14 protein-coding genes and 4 tRNA genes are annotated in these 18,579 nt (G+C 62.1%); 8 read left to right on the top strand and 10 right to left on the bottom strand.

What is annotated here, in order from left to right:
* The first annotated feature begins 138 nt into the window (after nt 1–138).
* A complete protein-coding gene (gene map / locus QQL85_RS03245; RefSeq protein WP_284355160.1) occupies nt 139–930 on the top strand; it encodes a type I methionyl aminopeptidase in 792 nt (263 codons plus the stop codon).
* A gap of 87 nt (nt 931–1,017) precedes the next feature.
* On the opposite strand, the gene QQL85_RS03240 is transcribed toward map, so the two are convergent.
* From QQL85_RS03240 to QQL85_RS03225, 4 genes are all read right to left on the bottom strand, one after another.
* Nucleotides 1,018–1,094: transfer RNA gene (locus QQL85_RS03240), tRNA-Asp, on the bottom strand.
* A gap of 13 nt (nt 1,095–1,107) precedes the next feature.
* Nucleotides 1,108–1,183 (bottom strand) — tRNA-Val (locus QQL85_RS03235).
* A gap of 170 nt (nt 1,184–1,353) precedes the next feature.
* Nucleotides 1,354–1,430, bottom strand: a tRNA-Asp gene (locus QQL85_RS03230).
* Between the two features lie 13 nt (nt 1,431–1,443).
* Nucleotides 1,444–1,519, bottom strand: a tRNA-Val gene (locus QQL85_RS03225).
* Nucleotides 1,520–1,734: 215 nt separating this feature from the next.
* On the opposite strand from QQL85_RS03225, the gene rdgC reads away from it, so the two are divergent.
* Both rdgC and sugE read left to right on the top strand, forming a co-directional pair.
* A complete protein-coding gene (gene rdgC / locus QQL85_RS03220) occupies nt 1,735–2,655 on the top strand; it encodes a recombination-associated protein RdgC (protein WP_003252510.1) in 921 nt (306 codons plus the stop codon).
* A gap of 368 nt (nt 2,656–3,023) precedes the next feature.
* On the top strand, nt 3,024–3,341 hold the full coding sequence (sugE, locus tag QQL85_RS03215) for a quaternary ammonium compound efflux SMR transporter SugE (RefSeq protein ID WP_012270979.1): 318 nt from the start codon (nt 3,024–3,026) through the stop codon (nt 3,339–3,341).
* Between the two features lie 9 nt (nt 3,342–3,350).
* Here sugE and QQL85_RS03210 read toward each other — a convergent pair whose 3' ends face one another.
* The 4 genes from QQL85_RS03210 to QQL85_RS03195 form a co-directional block, all read right to left on the bottom strand.
* Nucleotides 3,351–5,228, bottom strand: coding sequence for a 1-acyl-sn-glycerol-3-phosphate acyltransferase (locus QQL85_RS03210; protein ID WP_284355159.1), 1,878 nt, complete (start codon nt 5,226–5,228; stop codon nt 3,351–3,353).
* 109 nt (nt 5,229–5,337) lie between these two features.
* Entirely contained in the window at nt 5,338–6,171 is an 834-nt protein-coding gene (locus tag QQL85_RS03205; RefSeq protein ID WP_284355158.1) for an amidohydrolase family protein, read from the bottom strand.
* A gap of 24 nt (nt 6,172–6,195) precedes the next feature.
* Entirely contained in the window at nt 6,196–7,470 is a 1,275-nt protein-coding gene (locus tag QQL85_RS03200; protein WP_284355157.1) for an MFS transporter, read from the bottom strand.
* Nucleotides 7,471–7,569: 99 nt separating this feature from the next.
* Complete coding sequence (locus tag QQL85_RS03195) at nt 7,570–8,301, bottom strand: GntR family transcriptional regulator (protein ID WP_284355156.1); 732 nt, start codon at nt 8,299–8,301, stop codon at nt 7,570–7,572.
* Nucleotides 8,302–8,454: 153 nt separating this feature from the next.
* Here QQL85_RS03195 and QQL85_RS03190 point away from each other — a divergent pair, with 153 nt between their 5' ends.
* Nucleotides 8,455–9,630, top strand: coding sequence for an MFS transporter (locus QQL85_RS03190; RefSeq protein ID WP_284355155.1), 1,176 nt, complete (start codon nt 8,455–8,457; stop codon nt 9,628–9,630).
* Nucleotides 9,631–9,755: 125 nt separating this feature from the next.
* Complete coding sequence (locus QQL85_RS03185; protein WP_284355154.1) at nt 9,756–13,229, top strand: hybrid sensor histidine kinase/response regulator; 3,474 nt, start codon at nt 9,756–9,758, stop codon at nt 13,227–13,229.
* Here QQL85_RS03185 and rmuC read toward each other — a convergent pair.
* Both rmuC and QQL85_RS03175 read right to left on the bottom strand, forming a co-directional pair.
* Entirely contained in the window at nt 13,201–14,571 is a 1,371-nt protein-coding gene (gene rmuC / locus QQL85_RS03180; protein ID WP_284355315.1) for a DNA recombination protein RmuC, read from the bottom strand. The genes QQL85_RS03185 and rmuC overlap by 29 nt on opposite strands.
* A gap of 231 nt (nt 14,572–14,802) precedes the next feature.
* Nucleotides 14,803–15,222: a tetratricopeptide repeat protein gene (locus tag QQL85_RS03175; protein ID WP_284355153.1), complete on the bottom strand. Its 420-nt coding sequence runs from the start codon at nt 15,220–15,222 to the stop codon at nt 14,803–14,805.
* A 949-nt stretch (nt 15,223–16,171) separates the two neighbouring features.
* On the opposite strand from QQL85_RS03175, the gene QQL85_RS03170 reads away from it, so the two are divergent.
* From QQL85_RS03170 to QQL85_RS03160, 3 genes are all read left to right on the top strand, one after another.
* Nucleotides 16,172–16,396, top strand: coding sequence for a hypothetical protein (locus QQL85_RS03170; RefSeq protein WP_284355152.1), 225 nt, complete (start codon nt 16,172–16,174; stop codon nt 16,394–16,396).
* A 249-nt stretch (nt 16,397–16,645) separates the two neighbouring features.
* On the top strand, nt 16,646–17,128 hold the full coding sequence (locus QQL85_RS03165; protein WP_284355151.1) for a hypothetical protein: 483 nt from the start codon (nt 16,646–16,648) through the stop codon (nt 17,126–17,128).
* Between the two features lie 147 nt (nt 17,129–17,275).
* The gene (locus tag QQL85_RS03160; protein ID WP_284355150.1) at nt 17,276–18,541 is read left to right on the top strand and encodes an OmpP1/FadL family transporter; all 1,266 of its coding nucleotides are present in this window, start codon (nt 17,276–17,278) and stop codon (nt 18,539–18,541) included.
* Nucleotides 18,542–18,579 lie beyond the last annotated feature (38 nt).

Genomic DNA, 18,579 nt, shown 5'->3' with positions numbered 1-18,579 from the left:
CCCACAGGGATATCACAAGGCCTGAGGGCGGTGCTGTACCTGTGGGAGCGGGCTTGCCCGCGAAAGGGCCGGCACAGGCTACGCACCATCCAGTGGCAACCTCATACCCCCTGGCGCTATGCTGGGGCACATTCCAACATGAGCCACTGCCCTCCCCCCATGTCCCAGGTGATCCTCAAAACCCCCGCCCAACTCGACCTGATGCGCCGCGCCGGCCAACTGCTGGCCCAGGTGTTCGCCGACCTCGACAGCTTCATCCGCCCCGGCGTCACCACCCTGCAGATCAACGACCGCGCCGATGCATTCATCGTCAATACCCTCAAGGCGCGGCCAGCGAGCAAGGGCCAGTACGGCTTCCCCTACTCGCTCAATACCTCGGTGGACCATGTGGTGTGCCATGGCATCCCCAAAGCCGATGAAGTCTTGAAAGAAGGCTCGATCATCAACGTCGACATCACCCTGGAGCAAGGCGGCTACATCGCCGACTCGTCGAAGATGTACTGCATCGGGCAAATCAGCGATGACGCCCGGCGCCTGGTCGACACCACCTACGAGGCGCTGTGGAAAGGTATCGAACAGGTGCGCCCCGGGGCCACGCTGGGCGATATCGGCCATGCCGTCCAGGCCCATGCCGAGGCGGCGGGTTACAGCGTGGTGCGCGAGTATTGCGGGCACGGGATTGGCCAGCAGATGCATGAAGGGCCTGAGGTACTGCACATTGGTCAGCGCGGCATGGGCATGAAGCTGAAGCCGGGGATGGTGTTTACCATCGAGCCGATGATCAATCAGGGTGGGCGTGGGACGCGAGAGCTGAAAGATGGCTGGACGGTGATTACCCGAGACCACAGCCTGTCAGCGCAATGGGAGCATACGGTGGCGGTGACTGAAGACGGGTTTGAGGTGCTGACGTTGCGGGAGGAAGAACGCTGACGCCCTGAATGCAGAAACAAAATAAGCGACCCTTAGGTCGCTTTCTTTGTTACTTCCGGGTGTTCAGTGGGCCCTGGAAGTGGAATATGGCGCAGCGGACGGGACTCGAACCCGCGACCCCCGGCGTGACAGGCCGGTATTCTAACCGACTGAACTACCGCTGCGCTATACATCGAGTGGTGGGTGATGACGGGATCGAACCGCCGACCCTCTGCTTGTAAGGCAGATGCTCTCCCGGCTGAGCTAATCACCCATGTCTCTCGGTGTGGCGCGCATTCTACGGGCGACTTGCAGCTCTGGCAAGCACTTATCGCAGTTTTTTCAAACTTTGATCAAACATCAAATTTCAGGCACAAAAAAAGCGACCCTAAGGTCGCTTTCTCTGTTACTTCCGGGTGTTCAGTGGGCCCTGGAAGTGGAATATGGCGCAGCGGACGGGACTCGAACCCGCGACCCCCGGCGTGACAGGCCGGTATTCTAACCGACTGAACTACCGCTGCGCTATACATCGAGTGGTGGGTGATGACGGGATCGAACCGCCGACCCTCTGCTTGTAAGGCAGATGCTCTCCCGGCTGAGCTAATCACCCTTCGTCTCGGTGTGGCGCGCATTCTACGGACGGCCCTGCACCCTGGCAAGCACTTTTTAAACTTTTTTCAAAAAAAACTTTATGCCTTTCAAAGACCTAGCGTTGCCGGGTGTTTCTTTGAGGCAGAAGCCGCTGCTGGCCCTGTGACAGGGCTGGCCTCAGATCACCACACGGAGAATAATGCCCGCCTTATGCATTAAGGAGAGTTGCCCCTCATGTGGTTCAAGAACCTGCTGACCTACCGCCTGACCCAGGAAGTCCCGTTCGAGCCTGAAGCGCTGGAAGCCGCACTGGCCAGCAAGCCGGCCCGCCCCTGCGCCAGCCAGGAGCTGACCACCTATGGTTTCGTCGCGCCGTTCGGCAAAGGCGAAGACGCTCCCCTGGTGCATGTCAGCGGCGAGTACCTGTTGATTGCCGCGCGCAAGGAAGAACGCATCCTGCCGAGCAGCGTGGTCAACGACGCGGTCAAGGAAAAGGTCGAAGAGATCGAGACCGAGCAGATGCGCAAGGTCTATAAAAAGGAACGCGACCAGATCAAGGACGAGATCATCCAGGCCTTCCTGCCGCGCGCGTTCATCCGCCGCTCGATGATTTTCGCCGCCATCGCCCCGCGCCTGGGTGTGATTCTGGTGAACTCGGCCAGCGCCAAGCGTGCCGAAGACCTGCTGTCGACCCTGCGTGAAGTGATGGGCTCGCTGCCGGTGCGCCCGGCCACGGTCAAAATTGCACCGGTTGCGACCATGACCGACTGGGTCAAGTCGCAACAGGCCGCCGAAGGCTTCTATGTGCTGGACGAATGCGAACTGCGCGACACCGCCGAAGACGGCGGTATTGTGCGCTGCAAGCGCCAGGACCTGACCGGCGAGGAAATCCAGCTGCACCTGAGCACTGGCAAGGTGGTGACGCAGTTGGCCCTGGCTTGGCAGGACAAGCTGTCGTTCATCCTGGACGACAAGATGGTGATCAAGCGCCTGAAGTTCGAAGAGCTGCTGCAAGAGCAGGCCGAGCAGGATGGTGGTGACGAGGCGGCGCAGCAGTTCGATGCCAGCTTCCAGTTGATGATGATGACCTTCGCCGAGTTCCTGCCGGTGCTGTTCGAGGCGCTGGGTGGAGAGGAAATTCCACAAGGGGTCTGATGTGACTTGAAGTGCCGGTGCTGGCCTGAAAGACATGTTTCTGCCCGTACCGGCCTTCCCGCCAGCGGAGGCTGACTGATCCTCCGATAATTTTAGCGTTCCAGGAAAAGCTTCTGTCTGCGTATCGTTCTGCCATGTAGATACGTTCGGTGTGCGGTGGCGGGCGCCGTTGCCTGCCGTTTTAACCACATGACTGAATGGTGGAGATGACAATGGATTGTGCCGATTCTGATCGGCTGGCGCTCAACGGGAACTTGCCTCGCGGGGAACGGTTGGGCACCATGGCGTCCACTGTGAGGACGGCCTCACGACGCACCGCGTGACCATTCCGGGGACGGCCCCATCATTCAAACGATGGAGACACACACATGTCCTGGATCATCCTGTTCTTCGCCGGCCTGTTCGAGGTCGGCTGGGCCGTTGGCCTGAAATATACCGACGGCTTCAGCAAGCCGATTCCCACTGTACTCACGGTTGGCGCCATGGTCATCAGCCTTGGCCTGCTGGGCCTGGCCATGAAAGAGCTGCCGCTGGGCACTGCCTATGCCATCTGGACCGGCGTTGGCGCAGTCGGCACGGTCATCGCCGGGATTATCCTGTTCGGCGAATCCATGGCTCTGGTGCGGCTGGTCAGCGTGGCGCTGATCGTCTGCGGCCTGGTCGGCCTCAAAGTCAGCGCCAGCTAACCCCCTCCCCTAGCGCAGGTTGCCGCGCAAGCGGCTGACCTGCTCGCGCAATGCTTCTGGCTGCGCCGCCTCCACCTGGATGGCGGCGCCCGCCACGATGGTCACCCGCGACCACAGTCGCTTGAAGAAGCCCTTGGCCGGGTCACGGCTGAAGAAACTCCCCCACAGCCCCTGCAACGCCAATGGGATCACCGGCACCGGCGTCTCCTCAAGGATACGGTTGACGCCGCCCTTGAACACATCGATCTCTCCGTCGCCGGTCAGTTTGCCTTCCGGGAAGATGCACACCAGCTCGCCATCGGCCAGGTATTGGGCAATCCGCGAAAAAGCGCGTTCGTAGGTAGCAGCGTCTTCATTGCGCCCGGCAATCGGGATGGCACCGGCAGTGCGGAAGACGAAGTTGAGCACCGGCAGGTTGTAGATCTTGTAGTACATGACAAAGCGGATCGGCCGACGGATCGCCCCGCCCAGCAGCAGTGCATCGACGAACGACACATGGTTGCACACCAGCAGCGCCGCGCCTTCATCGGGGATGCGTTCCAGATCGCGGTGCTGCACGCGGTACATCGAATGGCTCAGCAGCCAGATCAGGAAGCGCATGGTGAACTCGGGCACGATCCTGAAAATGTAGGCGTTGACCGCGATGTTGAGCAGCGACACCACCAGGAACAGCTGCGGGATGGTGAAACCTGCCAGCCCCAGCAGGATGATGGTGAGCACCGCCGACACCACCATGAACAGGGCGTTGAGGATGTTGTTGGCCGCGATCACCCGGGCGCGCTGGTCTTCGGCCGTGCGCGCCTGGATCAGCGCATACAGCGGCACGATATAGAAACCGCCGAATACGCCCAGGCCAACGATCGACAGCAGGATCCACCAGGCCTGCCCCAGGCCCAACAGCGCCAGCCAGTCGTGCGGCGCCGCAGCAACCGGCACATCGCCCGAATGCCACCACCACAGCAGGCCGAACAGGGTCAGGCCGAACGAGCCGAACGGCACCAGGCCGATCTCCACTTTGCGCCCGCTCAGCCGTTCACACAGCAACGAACCCAAGGCGATACCCACCGAGAACAGCGTCAACACCAGGGTCACTACCGTGCCATCGCCGTGCAGCCAGTCCTTGGCGTAGGCTGGGATCTGCGTAAGGTAGATGGCACCGACAAACCAGAACCACGAGTTACCCACGATCGAGCGCGACACGGCGGGCGGCTGGCCCAGGCCCATGCGCAGGATCGCCCACGACTGCCTGAAGATGTTCCAGTCCAGCGGCATGTGCGGCGAGGCGGCCGCAGCCCGCGGGATCCAGCGGCTGGCCAGGTAACCGAGTACTGCAGTGCCGACCACGCCACCCGCCACCACGGTGGCATAGCTGTCGGCCGACATCATTACCCCGGCACCGATGGTGCCGGCCAGGATGGCCAGGAAGGTGCCGGTTTCCACCAGCCCGTTGCCGCCGACCAACTCCTCTTCGCGCAGGGCCTGCGGCAGGATCGAGTACTTCACCGGGCCGAACAAAGCCGAATGGGTACCCATGCCGAACAGCGCCACCAGCATCAGTGCCAGGTGGTTGGTGATGAAGCCGAGCGCGCCGATTGCCATGATCACGATCTCGGCCAGTTTGATCGCACGGATGAGCGCGTCCTTGGCGAATTTCTCACCAAATTGCCCGCCCAGCGCCGAGAACAGGAAGAACGGCAGGATGAACAGCAAGGCGCACAGGTTGACCCAGATCGAACGGTCACCGTCGCCCAGGCTGAGCTTGAACAGGATCGCCAGGATCAGCGACTGCTTGAACAGGTTGTCATTGAAGGCACCCAGCGACTGGGTGATGAAAAACGGCAGGAAGCGCCGCTTGCCGAGCAAGGTGAATTGCGAGGAATGACTCATCGTCCTTGGTCCTGGGGGCTTTTCAATTGGAGGCACGCCGGGCGCGTCAGGCCACAAATCTGCATGGAAAATGCCTTGGCTGGCAAGCATGGCCAGAACAGGCGCTGCCTCACTCGAAGCCGAACAAAGCCCGAGCAGTATCCACCAACAACGCCCGGCGCAACTCCGCCGAACAACCCAGCGCCTCGAACTGCTCCACAACAGCACCAAAACTCACCGCCGACTCGTGCTGGGTATGTGGCCAGTCACTGCCCCACATCAGCCGCTCGGCGCCGTAATGCGCTTCCAGCGCGCACAGTGCCTGCCGGGCGAAGGCAAGGTTCTGTTCAGGCGAGCCTTCCAGCCGATAAATACCCGATACTTTCACCCATACCTTGCCCCGCCCGCCCAGGGTCAGTAACTCGGCGAACCCCGGCTGGCCCAACCCTCGGCGGGCATCAGGCCGGCCGAAATGGTCTACCACAATGTCCAGACCATAAGGTTCGAGCGCCCGCACCAGCGACGGAATATCCGCCACATGGCGGTGCAGCTCCAGGTGCCAGCCCTGCTCGCCAATACGCTCCAGCAAGGGCCGCCACTCAGCACCGGTGAGGTCGGGAAACGCCTGGCCCATGAGATTCAGGCGCACGCCCCTCACCCCCAGCCGGGCCATTTCATCCAAGGTTTCGCGCTCGACGTCTTGCGCCAGCATCACCACCCCGCGCAACTGCCCCGGCACCGTTTGCAAGGCGCTGAGCAAGTAGCGGTTATCGGTACCCAGGAAGCTGGGCTGAACCAGCACGCCATGGCTGAAACCCTGGGCCAGCAACTGGCCCAGGTAGTCGCCCAGCGGCGCATCGTAGCTGGGCGCGTAACGCCGCTCACTGGCCAGGTTCAGCCCACGGCTGAAGACATGGGCGTGGCTGTCGATGGCGGTCAGGTGTAAAGCAGGAGCGTCGGGCATGGTTCTCATACAAACAAGGTGAAGTTATTTGGTGACAGCGCCAGCCATTTCCGGGGCAGGTGCAGACTCAAGGTTACGGCCACGCGTTTCCGGCAGGCACAGAGCGGCGATCACAGCCACGCCATAGGCAATGCCGGCGTCGATGCCGATGGCACTGCCCAGCGACATCGATTCACTCATGTGGCCGACCAGGAACGGGAACACCGCCGACAGTACGCGGCCGAAGTTGTAGCAGAAGCCCACCCCGGCGCCGCGCACATCGGCCGGGTACAACTCATTGAAGAACGCGCCCAGGCTGGCCGGAATACCGGCGGCGAAAAAGCCCAGCGGGAAGCCTAGGAACAGCATCTGCATGTTGCTCAGCGGGAAGAACACATAGGCCTGCACGGTGAGCACACAGCACAGCGCGAACAACAGGATGTTCTTGCGCCGACCGATGCGGTCGATCAGTAGGCCGCTGACCACGCAACCACACCAGAAGGCCAGGATGATCACCGCCAGGTAGCCGCCCGAGTTCAGCACCGAGAGGTTACGCTCGGTCTTGAGGAAGGTCGGCAACCAGGTCATCACCGCGTGGTAGCCACCGTGGGCACCGAGGCCGAGCAAGCCGCCAAGCAGGGTCACGCGCAGCAGTTCCGGGCGGAAGATGCCGGCCATCGACTGCAAGAAGCTGGCGGGGATGGCCTTCTCTTTTTGCAAGCGCTGGAAGCTGTCCGGTTCAGGCACGTTGCGGCGTACCCAGATGATCAGCAGCGATGGCAGCAAGCCGACGAAGAACATCACCCGCCAGGCGAACTCCTGCGGCACCAGCGAGTAGATCAGCGTGAACAGCGCCACGGCCAGGCCCCAACCCACGGCCCAGGCGCTCTGCACCGTGCCCATGACCTTGCCACGGTATTTCGGGTTGATGGTTTCGGCCATCAGCACCGCGCCGGCAGCCCATTCGCCACCAATGCCGAAGCCCTGCATGGCCTTGACGAACAGCAGCGGGTAGAAGCCTGTGACAAACGCCGAGAGGAAGGTGAAGAAGGAGAACCAGAGGATCATCCACTGCAGGGTACGCACACGGCCATAGCGGTCAGACAGGGTACCGCCCAGCCAGCCGCCGATCGCCGAGGTCACCAGGGTCAGGCCGCTGATCAGGCCTGCATCACCCTTGGTCAGGGAGAAGGCCGCGATCAGCGCGGGGATGGCCAGGCCGAACATCTGCACTTCCAGCGCGTCGAGCGACCAACCGCCGAAGCAGGCCCAGAACGTTTTGCGTTCCCGCGAGGTGATCTGGCGATACCAACTGAACATGATTGTTATCCTTCTAATTGTGTGTGTTACGGCCGGGCAGGCAAAACCACTGCGCCGTGGCAGCACGGCGCAGACAGGTAAAAGGGTGAAGCAGCCGGCTTAGCGGATGTCGATGCGGTAGCGGAAGTGCTGCGCATGGCCGCGCGAGCGGCGCCATTCCAGAGGCTTGCCGGCGTAATCTCGGGCCAGCCGCTCGATCACCACCACCGGGCTATCGGCCGGCAGTTGCAGCAAGCGGCCATGCACCGCGTCGACCGCTTCGGCAGTCAGGGTCTCCTCGGCATAGGCAACCACCTGACCGCACAGTGCTTCGTAGATCGGATACAGCAGCGGCCCCTTGCTGTTCAGCTCCACCTCCAGCAGTGGCTGGAAGGTCTGGCGCGGCAGCCAGATTTCTTCGGCCAGCACGGGTTGGGCGCCGAGCAGACGGGTACGGACGATGCGGATCACTTCGGCGTCCACCGCCAGCCCCAGGGCCTCGGCCACCGCCGATGGCGCTGTCAGTGGCTCGATGGAAAGGATGCGGCTTTCGGGCATCACGCGCTCGCCATTGGCGGCCTCGAAGCGAAAGAAGCGGAACAGCGAAGACTGGAACTGCGGGCGGCGGATGAAGGTGCCACGGCCCTGCTGGCGTTCCAGCACGCCTTCGGCGACCAGCACATCGACGGCCTTGCGCACGGTGCCGACCGACATGTCGAACTCGGTGGCCAGGGCCGCTTCGGTCGGGATCGCCTCACCCGGGCGCCAGCGGTTATTGGCAATCTGCTCGACCATGTGGTCGCGCAGTTGTTGGTAGCGGGGCAGTCGAGCATCACCGGTCAATGGGTGCATGGGTCTCGCTCTCGTCTTGTTATATAAACATATATATGAATCTGGCGAGAGTATTCCCCCTGGGTGATGGGCTGTCAATCCTCCGCCTGTCGCCAATGCCTGCGCCTGGCTTATGCTTGTGGCCGGGAAACCCAGAACAACAAGGACGTGGCAATGCTCGCCGCCATCAAACGCTACCCGCACACCGTACGCCTGTTGCTGTTGACCACATTCACCCTCACCGTCGCCCGTGCCATCACCCTGCCCTACCTGGTGGTGTACCTGGCCGACAATTTCCAGCTGCCGATCAGCCAGATCGGCCTGCTGATCGGTGGCGCGCTGATCATCGCCTCGCTGCTGAGCCTGTATGGTGGCCACCTGGTCGACACCTTGCGTAACCACACCCTGGTCAGCGCCAGCACCCTGCTGTTCGCCCTGGCCTTCGTCGGCGCGGTTGCCAGCCGTTCGGCGCTGTTGTTTTTCCTGTGCCTGGTTCTGATCAACTTGGCCCTTGCGGTGGTCGACATCGCCGCCAAGGCCGGCTTCTGCGCCCTGCTGCCGGTAGAGGAACGGGCCGAAGTGTTCGCCATCAAGTACACCCTGAGCAACGTTGGTTACGCCGCCGGCCCTTTACTGGGTGTGGCCATGCTGGAACTGAACGACCACATGCCATTCATCGCCTCTGCCCTGCTTGGCCTGGCCATGTGCCTGGCCTATTGGCGCCTGGGCGATCGCAACCTGCAGGCGAGCGCAGACAAGCCCGCGGCCGGTTTCGGTCAAGTGGCGCTGGGGCTGGCGCGTGACCGCCGGCTGGTGTGTTTCACGTTGGGCGGGGTGTTGAGTGCGGTGGTGTTCGGCCAGTTCACGGCCTACCTGTCGCAGTACCTGGTCGTCACCAGCAGCCCGGCCGAAGCGGCGCGACTGGTGGGCTACCTGGTGACCACCAACGCAGTCACGGTGATTGCCCTGCAGTACCTGATTGGCCGGCGTATCAGCCGCCAGCGCCTGATGCCCTGGTTGCTGGCCGGTATGGCCCTGTTCATCGCCGGGCTGCTGGGCTTTGCGGCGGCAGGCTCGGTGCTGGCCTGGTGCCTGGCGATGCTGGTGTTCACCTTGGGCGAGATCATCGTGATCCCCGCCGAGTACATGTTCATTGACCTGATTGCGCCGGAAAACTTGCGCGGGGTGTATTACGGCGCGCAGAACCTGTCCAACCTTGGCGCGGCACTGGGGCCGGTGATGGTGGGGTTTGCCCTGGTGCACCTGTGGCCGGGGGCGATCTTCTACCTGCTGGTGTCGTCGGTGATACTGGCAGGGGTGTTTTATGGGTTGGGTACCCGAAAAGATTGATGTGTTGTTTCAGGTCAATCGCGAGCAAGCTCACGCCTACAACCATCGTCTGCGCTGACGAAGCGGCACCTGCGTGCCAGACTGATTGATCGGGACCGCGTTATCTTTTTTGCTTCGGAGTCTTCATGTCGTTGTCCAGTGGGCTGATCGCCGTGGTCGCCCTGGCCTATATGGCCGTCATGTTCGCCATCGCCTTCTATGGCGACCGCCGCAGCACGCCGTTGCCGCCGAAGCTGCGTGCCTGGGTCTACAGCCTGTCGCTGGCCGTGTACTGCACCAGCTGGACCTTCTTCGGTGCGGTCGGCCAGGCCGCGGAACAGCTCTGGGCGTTCCTGCCAATCTACCTGGGCCCGGTGCTGCTGCTGATCTTCGCGCCCTGGGTGCTCCAGAAGATGGTACTGATCAGCAAACAGCAGAACATTACCTCGATCGCCGACTTCATCGCCGCCCGCTATGGCAAGTCGCAGTCCCTGGCGGTAGTGGTAGCGCTGATCTGCCTGGTTGGCGTGCTCCCGTACATCGCCTTGCAGCTCAAGGGCATCGTGCTGGGCGTCAACCTGTTGATTGGTGCCAATGCCGACGCCACCGGTACCCGCGTGCAAGACACCGCACTGGTGGTGTCGCTGGTGCTGGCGCTGTTCGCCATCGTGTTCGGCACCCGCAGCCTGGACGTGACCGAGCACCACCGGGGCATGGTGCTGGCGATTGCCTTCGAATCGCTGATCAAGCTGCTGGCCTTCCTGGCCGTGGGCATCTTCGTCGTCTTCAACCTGTATGACGGCTTCGACGACCTGTTCAGCCAGGCCCGCCAGTCGATCCACTTGCAGGACTATTGGCAAGAAACCATCAACTGGCCGTCGATGGTGGTGCAAACCGCCGTGGCGATGATGGCGATCATCTGCCTGCCTCGGCAATTCCATGTCACCGTGGTGGAGAACATCGAGCCCCAGGACATGCGCCTGGCCCGTTGGGTATTCCCGATGTACCTGGCGCTGGCCGCGCTGTTCGTGGTGCCGATTGCCCTTGCCGGGCAGATGCTGCTGCCGGGCACGGTGATTTCCGACTCGTTCGTCATCAGCCTGCCACTGGCCGAGGCACACCCAAGCCTTGCCCTGTTGGCGTTCATTGGCGGCGCTTCGGCGGCCACCGGCATGGTCATCGTCGAAGCCGTGGCGCTGTCGACCATGGTGTCCAACGACATGCTGCTGCCCTGGCTGCTGCGCCGCAACAACGCCGAGCGGCCGTTCGAGGCGTTCCGCCACTGGATGCTCTCGGTACGCCGGGTAACCATCGTGGTGATCCTGTTGCTGGCCTACGTCAGCTACCGCCTGCTGGGGTCCACCGCAAGCCTTGCAACCATCGGCCAGATCGCCTTCGCCGCCGTCACCCAGCTCACCCCGGCCATGCTCGGCGCGCTGTACTGGAAGCAGGCCAACCGTCGCGGCGTGTTCGCCGGGCTGGCTGCAGGCATCTTCCTGTGGTTCTACACCTTGGTACTGCCGATAGCCGCGCACAGCCTGGGCTGGTCGCTGCAACTGTTCCCGGGGCTGGCATGGCTGCACGGCAACCCGCTGAACCTGCCGATCAGCCCGCTGACCCAGGGCGTGGTGCTGTCACTGGCGGGCAACTTCACCCTGTTTGCCTGGGTCTCGGTTCTGTCGCGAACTCGAGTTTCCGAGCACTGGCAAGCCGGCCGCTTCATTGGCCAGCAAACCGCGCGGCCCAGCAGCAAGCCGCTACTGGCGGTGCAGATCGACGACCTGTTGACCCTGGCCTCGCGCTTTGTCGGCGAAGAACGCGCGCGGCAGAGCTTCATCCGCTTCGCCTACCGCCAAGGCAAGGGCTTCAACCCCAACCAGAATGCCGACGGTGACTGGATCGAACACACCGAACGCCTGCTGGCGGGGGTACTTGGCACCTCGTCAACCCGTGCAGTGGTCAAGGCGGCCATCGAAGGCCGTGACATGCAGCTGGAAGACGTGGTGCGCATCGCCGACGAAGCCAGCGAGGTGCTGCAGTTCAACCGCGCGCTGTTGCAAGGTGCCATCGAGAACATCAACCAGGGTATCAGCGTGGTCGACCAGAACCTGCACCTGGTGGCCTGGAACCGACGCTATCTGGAACTGTTCAATTACCCCGACGGGTTGATCAGCGTGGGCCGGCCGATTGCCGACATCATCCGCTACAACGCCGAGCGTGGCCTGTGCGGCCCGGGTGAAGCGCAAGTGCATGTGGCGCGGCGCCTGCACTGGATGCGCCAGGGCCGCGCACACTCCTCCGAACGGCTGTTCCCCAATGGCCGGGTGATCGAGCTGATCGGCAACCCGATGCCTGGCGGCGGCTTCGTCATGAGCTTCACCGACATCACCCCGTTCCGTGAGGCCGAGCAGGCCCTGCGCGATGCCAACGAAGGCCTGGAACAACGGGTGGCAGAGCGCACCCATGAACTGTCGCAGTTGAACCAGGCGTTGTCTGAAGCCAAGAGCCAGGCCGAAGCGGTAAGCAAGTCCAAGACCCGTTTCCTGGCTGCGGTCAGCCATGACCTGATGCAGCCACTGAACGCCGCACGGCTGTTCTCCGCCGCCTTGTCGCAGCAGGCCGAAGCCATGAACGAAGAGGCCCAGCAGCTGGTGCAGCACATGGACAGTTCGCTACGCTCGGCCGAAGAGCTGATCAGTGACCTGTTGGACATCTCGCGCCTGGAAAACGGCAAGATCACCCCAGACGCCAAGCCCTTCGCCCTCAACGAACTGTTCGACACCCTGGGGGCCGAGTTCAAGGTGCTGGCCGCCGAAAAGGGGCTGGAGTTCCGCCTGCGTGGCAGCCGTCTGCGGGTGGACAGCGACATGAAACTGCTGCGCCGGGTACTGCAGAACTTCCTCACCAATGCCCTGCGCTACGGCAAGAGCCCGATCTTGCTGGGCGCTCGACGCCAGGGCGAACACCTGTGGCTGGAAGTATGGGACCGTGGGCCGGGCATTGCGGACGACAAGCTGCAGGTGATCTTCCAGGAATTCAAACGCCTGGACAGCCACCAGACTCGCGCCGAGAAGGGGCTGGGCCTGGGCCTGGCGATTGCCGATGGCCTGTGCCGAGTGCTGGGCCATACGCTGGAAGTGCGCTCATGGCCGGGCAAGGGCACGGTGTTCCGCGTCTGCGTACCGATTGCCCGCCAGGCCGCCCCGGCGCCAAGCGCCCCGGTGGAACAGGGTGGCCAGCCGCTGGCCGGGCTTCAGGTGCTGTGCGTGGACAACGAAGACAGCATTCTGATCGGCATGAACAGCCTGCTCAGCCGTTGGGGTTGCCAGGTATGGACCGCGCGCGACCAGGCCGAATGCGAGGCCCTGCTGGCCAAAGGCATGCGCCCGCACCTGGCGCTGGTGGACTATCACCTGGATGACGGCGAGACCGGCACCGGGCTGATGGGCTGGCTACGTGCACGCCTGGGTGAACCGGTGCCAGGCGTGGTGATCAGCGCCGACGGCAGCAAGGAAACCATCGCCATGGTGCATGCGTCAGGGCTGGATTACTTGGCCAAGCCGGTCAAGCCGGCAGCCCTGCGCGCCCTGCTCAATCGCCATCTGAGCCAGGTTCAGTAACCGCTGCATCCGGCACTTCATCGGACAGCGCCCGCTCCAGCAAGTCTGCCGGCAGGCTCTTGCTAGCGCGGGCGCCCAACAGCTTCAACTGCTCGCTGCGGCTGACCAGGTTGCCGCGCCCTTCGCACAGCTTGTTACGCGCAGCAGCATAGGCCTTGTCCACCTGCTGCAAGCGGTTGCCCAACTCGTCCAGGTCCTGGATGAACAACACGAACTTGTCGTACAGCCAACCCGCACGCTCGGCAATTTCCCGGGCGTTCTGGCCTTGGCGCTCCTGCTTCCACAGGCTGTCGATAACCCGCAAGGTCGCCAGCAAGGTGGTGGGACTGACAATCACGATCTGCCGGTCGAAGGCCTCCTGGAACAGGTTCGGCTCGGCCTGAAGGGCGGCCGAAAAAGCCGCCTCGATGGGCACGAACAGCAGCACGAAGTCCAGGCTGTGCAGGCCTTCGAGGCGGTTGTAGTCCTTGCTCGACAGGCCTTTTACATGGCTGCGCAGTGACTGCACATGCTGCTTGAGCGCGGCCTCGTCGTTGCCTGCCACGAACTGCTGGTAGGCCGTTAGGCTGACCTTGGCGTCCACCACCACCTGCTTGTCGCCGGGCAGCATGATCAGCACATCGGGCTGAAAACGCTCGCCGTCGGCACTCTTCAGGCTGACCTGGGTCTGGTACTCGCGACCCTTTTCCAGGCCCGCATGCTCCAGCACCCGTTCAAGAATCAGTTCACCCCAGTTGCCCTGGGTTTTCTGGCCCTTCAGGGCCTGGGTCAGGTTGGTGGCTTCATCGGACAGGCGCAGGTTGAGCTGTTGCAGGCGCTCCAGCTCCTTACCCAGCGAGAAGCGTTCGCGGGCCTCCTGCTGATAGCTTTCTTCCACGCGTTTTTCAAACGCCTGGATGCGCTCTTTGAGCGGGTCGAGCAACTGGCCCAGGTGCTGCTGGCTGGTCTGGGCGAAGCGCTGCTCGCGCTCGTCGAAGATCTTGGTGGCCAGGTCGGCAAACTGGGCGCGCAGTGTGTCACGGGCCTCTTGCAGGTCTTCCAGGCGTTGCTGATGGCTTTCCTGCTGCTCATGCAGTTCGGCCTCAAGGCGCGCGGTCTGAGCTTCAAGACGGCGCAGTTCGGCCTCACGGTTGGCGCGTTCCAGGCTCCAGGCGTGGGCGGCGTCGCGGGCGTTGTCGCGGTCGATTTGCAGCAGCTCCAGTTCACGGCCCTGGGCGGCCAACTGGGTCTGTTTGACCGTGTTGGCTTCGCTGAGGTCGCTCACCTCATCGCGGTTGGCCTCTAGCTGCGCCTGCAAGCCGGCCTGGGCCAGCTGGGCGGCGTTGAGGCGTTCTTCAAGCAACGCCTGCTCACTTTGCCGGGCGCCCTGGCGGCGCTGCACCTGCATGACCCACCCCAGGCAAGGTAACGCGCCTGCCACCAAGCCCAGCAGAATGCTGGCCAGATCCACTGTCATGCTTACCCCGAACGATCCTGGATGATTGATGCGCAGCTTATCAGCCTGGGCGGTGCGTTGCCTGTGCCGGTCCTTTTGCGGGCTTACCGATGAAGAGGCCGGCGCAGGCAACACACTTCAAGCAGGAAACCACTGCCGCAGCAGCCGCCGCGCTTCCTGCGACCCCTGCCCTGCAGCCAGCTCCAACCAATACCGCGCCTGCTCCGGCTCGCTGTGCTGGCACAGCCGCGCATACTCCAGCTGCGCCCGTCGGTCCCCGGCACGGGCGGCCTGGCGCAACAGTTCATGGCCAATACGCCGGTCGCGGGCATTGCCGCAATCGCGGCACAGCATCTGCCCCAGGCGGCTTTGCGCAACGACCACACCCTGACGCGCCGGCTGTTTCAGCAGGCGCCCGGCCAAGTGCTTCACCTGGGGTTTGTCACCCAGACGCGGGTTATCGAGCAGCCAGAGGGCCACTTTAAGGGAGAAGCGTTTGGTAGGAGGCGCAGGTTTCGATGCCGCGGGGCTGGCGAGGTGTTTACCGCGAAACTTCATGAGCAACAGACTGGGTAACTCGAAAGGCGCGCCACTCTACCCTTTTTTTTCCGCCGTGGCCTGTCGATTTCTGGAGAATTGAAAAAATTTCTGATGATCTTTTCTTGACGTTTTCAGGTGGATGACCAACCGGTCCGTCTGAGCATGTCGATTGTCGGACAGTTCACTCCGTTGCTTGCACGCCCGTACTAGAGCAAGCGCTTGGGACAATCCACAGTTCCTGTGGATAACTCGGTGGACAACCCCCTCACACACCCCGCAAACCCCCGTGAACAAGGGGCTTCAGTCAAACTGACGATTTTTTCACCAGCTAAAAATAGTGTTTTTTTTCATTGACTTAACCTCGCAGTCAAGGCATTGGCGAGGCTGCTGGCGGGTGTTGCCAAGCTGTTACAGGCACTGCCCCGAATGTGAACAAGTGCACCATAAACCTCCATTTGGGTGCACGAAAAGGGCACATCAGCCCGGATACGGGCCATTTGCCCCCTCTTCACAGCGATGTAAATACGCGCCATACTGCGCGGCTCACCTGAACAAACGCAGTGCTTGCCAAGCGTATGCACTTGCTGTAAGGTGCGCCTCGTTAGTACCAAGCTGAAAGTCAATTCTGGCCGCAAGCGTCCTTGCAGACCCCTCCTCCCAAGCGTGGCACTGCTGAAATCAGGACCGGCCCAATCGATGATTCCCTCGCCAGCCTCAGGCTGCTCAAGCACGAATCACGTGACAGATTGATCAGGATTCCACCCCGATGGCCTAGAACCTTGGCCCCGGCGTGCTGCCTGCCTTCCGAAGTACCTACCAGTCAGCCCAAGCGCCCACTTTTGATTGCGCTCCCTCTGGCTGCCCTGTTCCAGTCAGGTTCGTTCGTCCCTTAATAAAGGCGTCACTGGAACGTTTCTATCATGCACGGATCATATCCCCCGTGTTTAAAGCAGGAACCTCCAACAATATGCATACCCATCATCAGATTCAGGCTGCCATTGGCACCCTCTCCCAGGCCTTCTCGCCGTTGAAGTGCCTTATCGTTGCCCCACGCAAGGGCAGCTTCAGCTTCACCCTGGTAGACGAACACGGCGTCGCTTGCCACACCGAGCGCCTGTACCCTGAACAGTACAGCCGCAATGAACCGCTGCAGGCGGTCATCGCCCGAACCCGGCAGTCGCTCACCGCGTGAGCGGCGAATACCGTGGCATTCAAGCGCTGAATTACCCTACCGCAAGCCTGCCTGAACGTTCTTGGCGTAATTGCCTGCGGGCATATAGCTCGTTACGTCAGGCAGCAATCGATTTAAAAACAGCTCTTTACACCATGATTATCACACTACACTTCAACTCGAGCGGTGCTTACCGCTTCCGGCGGGCCTGATCCTTCACCAGCTGCCAAGCTCCAGCGCCCGTCCGGCCCTTATCTGCTCGAGGGCATCATGGGTATCGCGGCGAATGAATTGTGTCAGTATGTGATCCGACCGACCCTGGTCTACCTGAACCGTCACTGCGCCAGCGCCGAGGCCCTGCTGCTGGGCATCGCAGCCAGCCAGTCAGCTCTCGGGTCAGCCTTGCACGACCGCCGTGGGCACGGCCTTTACCGAATCGGCGAGCACCGTCACCAGGCGCTCTGGGATGACTACCTTGCCCGTGACCCCGACCTGGCCAGCTTGATCCGCGGCCTGGCAAGCCAGCACGCCTTTCTCGGCGGCCCGCACCTGGAACTCACCGTCAACCTGCGCTACTCCACCGCCATTGCCTGGATGCTCGTCGAAGAGCAGGCCACAACGCTGCCCGCCGCAGACGATTTGTTGGCACTGGCACGAATCTGGCGGCAGATTTTCAACCCACAAGGCCGTCTGCGCGACTTCACCCGCGCCTGGCATACCTGCATAGATCAGAAATTGCCACAAGCATCTTAAGAAGCGTCCTACAACATTACCGGAAAAAAGGGAATTTTGGTCGGATTGTCCTACAAAAGCGCTCTATCTTCTGCGATCGAGCCTATGGCGCGACGCGTGATTTGTTGGTAGCTTTTCGCCCCGGAGATCCCAAGGAGTTTTCTAATAATGAAAAAAGTAATGCTCAAAACCTCCCTCGGCGTAGCCGTTGCTCTTGCTTCCAGCCAACTGCTCGCCAGCGGCTTCGCGCTCAACGAGCAGAGCATCAGCAGCATGGGGACAGGTTTCGCGGGACGTTCTTCTTCTGCCGAAGATGCCAGCACCGTGTTTGGCAACCCGGCAGGCATGTCCCGCCTCAAACGCGAACAATTCACCGTGGGCGGCGCTGCCGTCATTGCCAAGTCCGACATCTCGGGCCCGGGTAGCAACCTCGGGGGGGAAACCGATGGTGACATGGTGCCTTTCGTTGGCGTACCCATGGGTTACTACGTCAAGCCGATCGACGATCACTGGAGCGTCGGTTTCGGTGTTTATGTACCGTTCGGCCTGGTAACCGACTACGGCAGCGATGACGCCGCACGCTACTGGGGCAAGAAGAGCCACGTCGAGGTAGTCACCTTCCAGCCAACCGTCAGCTACGCCTTCAACGACAAGATTTCGATCGGTTTCGGCCCTACGATCAACCATATCAAGGGCGAACTGGGCTCGAGCCTGATCAACCCGTTCACGCCTGGTCGTAACGACGGCGAAGTGAAAATCAAGGGTGACGATACCGCCGTTGGCTACAACATCGGCGTCCTGGTACAGGCCACCGACCGCACGCGCGTCGGCCTGACCTACCACTCGATGGTCGACTACAAGCTCGAAGGCAAGACTCGCGTCAGCACCCCGCTGATCGGGCCGTTCAACGGCAACAAGTTCGACGCCACGCTGAAGATCAAGACGCCTGAATCGGTCGACCTCTCGGTTACCCACGAGCTGGACGACCAGTGGACCCTGTACGCAGGCAGCACCTGGACCCGCTGGAGCCGCCTGAAGGACATCACCGTGCAGAACGATGTCCCAGCCCCACTGGCAGGCTCGGCATTCCAGACCATCAGCGAAGAGCAGAACTGGCATGACACCTGGGCTCACGCGATTGGTGCGTCGTACAAGGTCAACAAGGAGTGGGTGCTGCGCACCGGCTTCACCGTCGACCAGTCTCCGACCAACAACCACGACCGTTCGCCACGTATCCCGACTGGCGACCGCAAAGTGTTCAGCCTGGGTGCTGGCTGGAGCCCGAACGACGACATGACCATCGACGTGGCCTACTCCTACTTGTGGGAAGAAGACACCAAAGTCAATCTGGCGAGCGCAACCAAAGGCCGCTACCAGGCCAAGTACGAGAACAGCGCCCACGGTATCGGTGCTTCGCTCACCTACCGCTTCTGATTCGTACCCGCATCATGGAAAACCGCCCGCGTGGCGGT

The sequence above is a fragment of the Pseudomonas putida genome (assembly GCF_030159595.1).
GTDB classification, from domain to species: Bacteria; Pseudomonadota; Gammaproteobacteria; order Pseudomonadales; family Pseudomonadaceae; genus Aquipseudomonas; species Aquipseudomonas putida_AC.
The sequence above is the reverse complement of the archived record's forward strand: the minus strand, read 5'-3'. Positions and strand labels throughout refer to the sequence as shown.

Excerpts from the sequence above, each read along its gene's own strand:
- map (WP_284355160.1), top strand. The coding sequence starts at position 139 with ATGAGCCACTGCCCTCCCCCCATGTCCCAGGTGATCCTCAAAACCCCC.
- rdgC (WP_003252510.1), top strand. The coding sequence starts at position 1,735 with ATGTGGTTCAAGAACCTGCTGACCTACCGCCTGACCCAGGAAGTCCCG.
- sugE (WP_012270979.1), top strand. The coding sequence starts at position 3,024 with ATGTCCTGGATCATCCTGTTCTTCGCCGGCCTGTTCGAGGTCGGCTGG.
- QQL85_RS03210 (WP_284355159.1), bottom strand. The coding sequence starts at position 5,228 with ATGAGTCATTCCTCGCAATTCACCTTGCTCGGCAAGCGGCGCTTCCTG.
- QQL85_RS03205 (WP_284355158.1), bottom strand. The coding sequence starts at position 6,171 with ATGCCCGACGCTCCTGCTTTACACCTGACCGCCATCGACAGCCACGCC.
- QQL85_RS03200 (WP_284355157.1), bottom strand. The coding sequence starts at position 7,470 with ATGTTCAGTTGGTATCGCCAGATCACCTCGCGGGAACGCAAAACGTTC.
- QQL85_RS03195 (WP_284355156.1), bottom strand. The coding sequence starts at position 8,301 with ATGCACCCATTGACCGGTGATGCTCGACTGCCCCGCTACCAACAACTG.
- QQL85_RS03190 (WP_284355155.1), top strand. The coding sequence starts at position 8,455 with ATGCTCGCCGCCATCAAACGCTACCCGCACACCGTACGCCTGTTGCTG.
- QQL85_RS03185 (WP_284355154.1), top strand. The coding sequence starts at position 9,756 with ATGTCGTTGTCCAGTGGGCTGATCGCCGTGGTCGCCCTGGCCTATATG.
- QQL85_RS03175 (WP_284355153.1), bottom strand. The coding sequence starts at position 15,222 with ATGAAGTTTCGCGGTAAACACCTCGCCAGCCCCGCGGCATCGAAACCT.
- QQL85_RS03170 (WP_284355152.1), top strand. The coding sequence starts at position 16,172 with ATGCATACCCATCATCAGATTCAGGCTGCCATTGGCACCCTCTCCCAG.
- QQL85_RS03165 (WP_284355151.1), top strand. The coding sequence starts at position 16,646 with ATGGGTATCGCGGCGAATGAATTGTGTCAGTATGTGATCCGACCGACC.
- QQL85_RS03160 (WP_284355150.1), top strand. The coding sequence starts at position 17,276 with ATGAAAAAAGTAATGCTCAAAACCTCCCTCGGCGTAGCCGTTGCTCTT.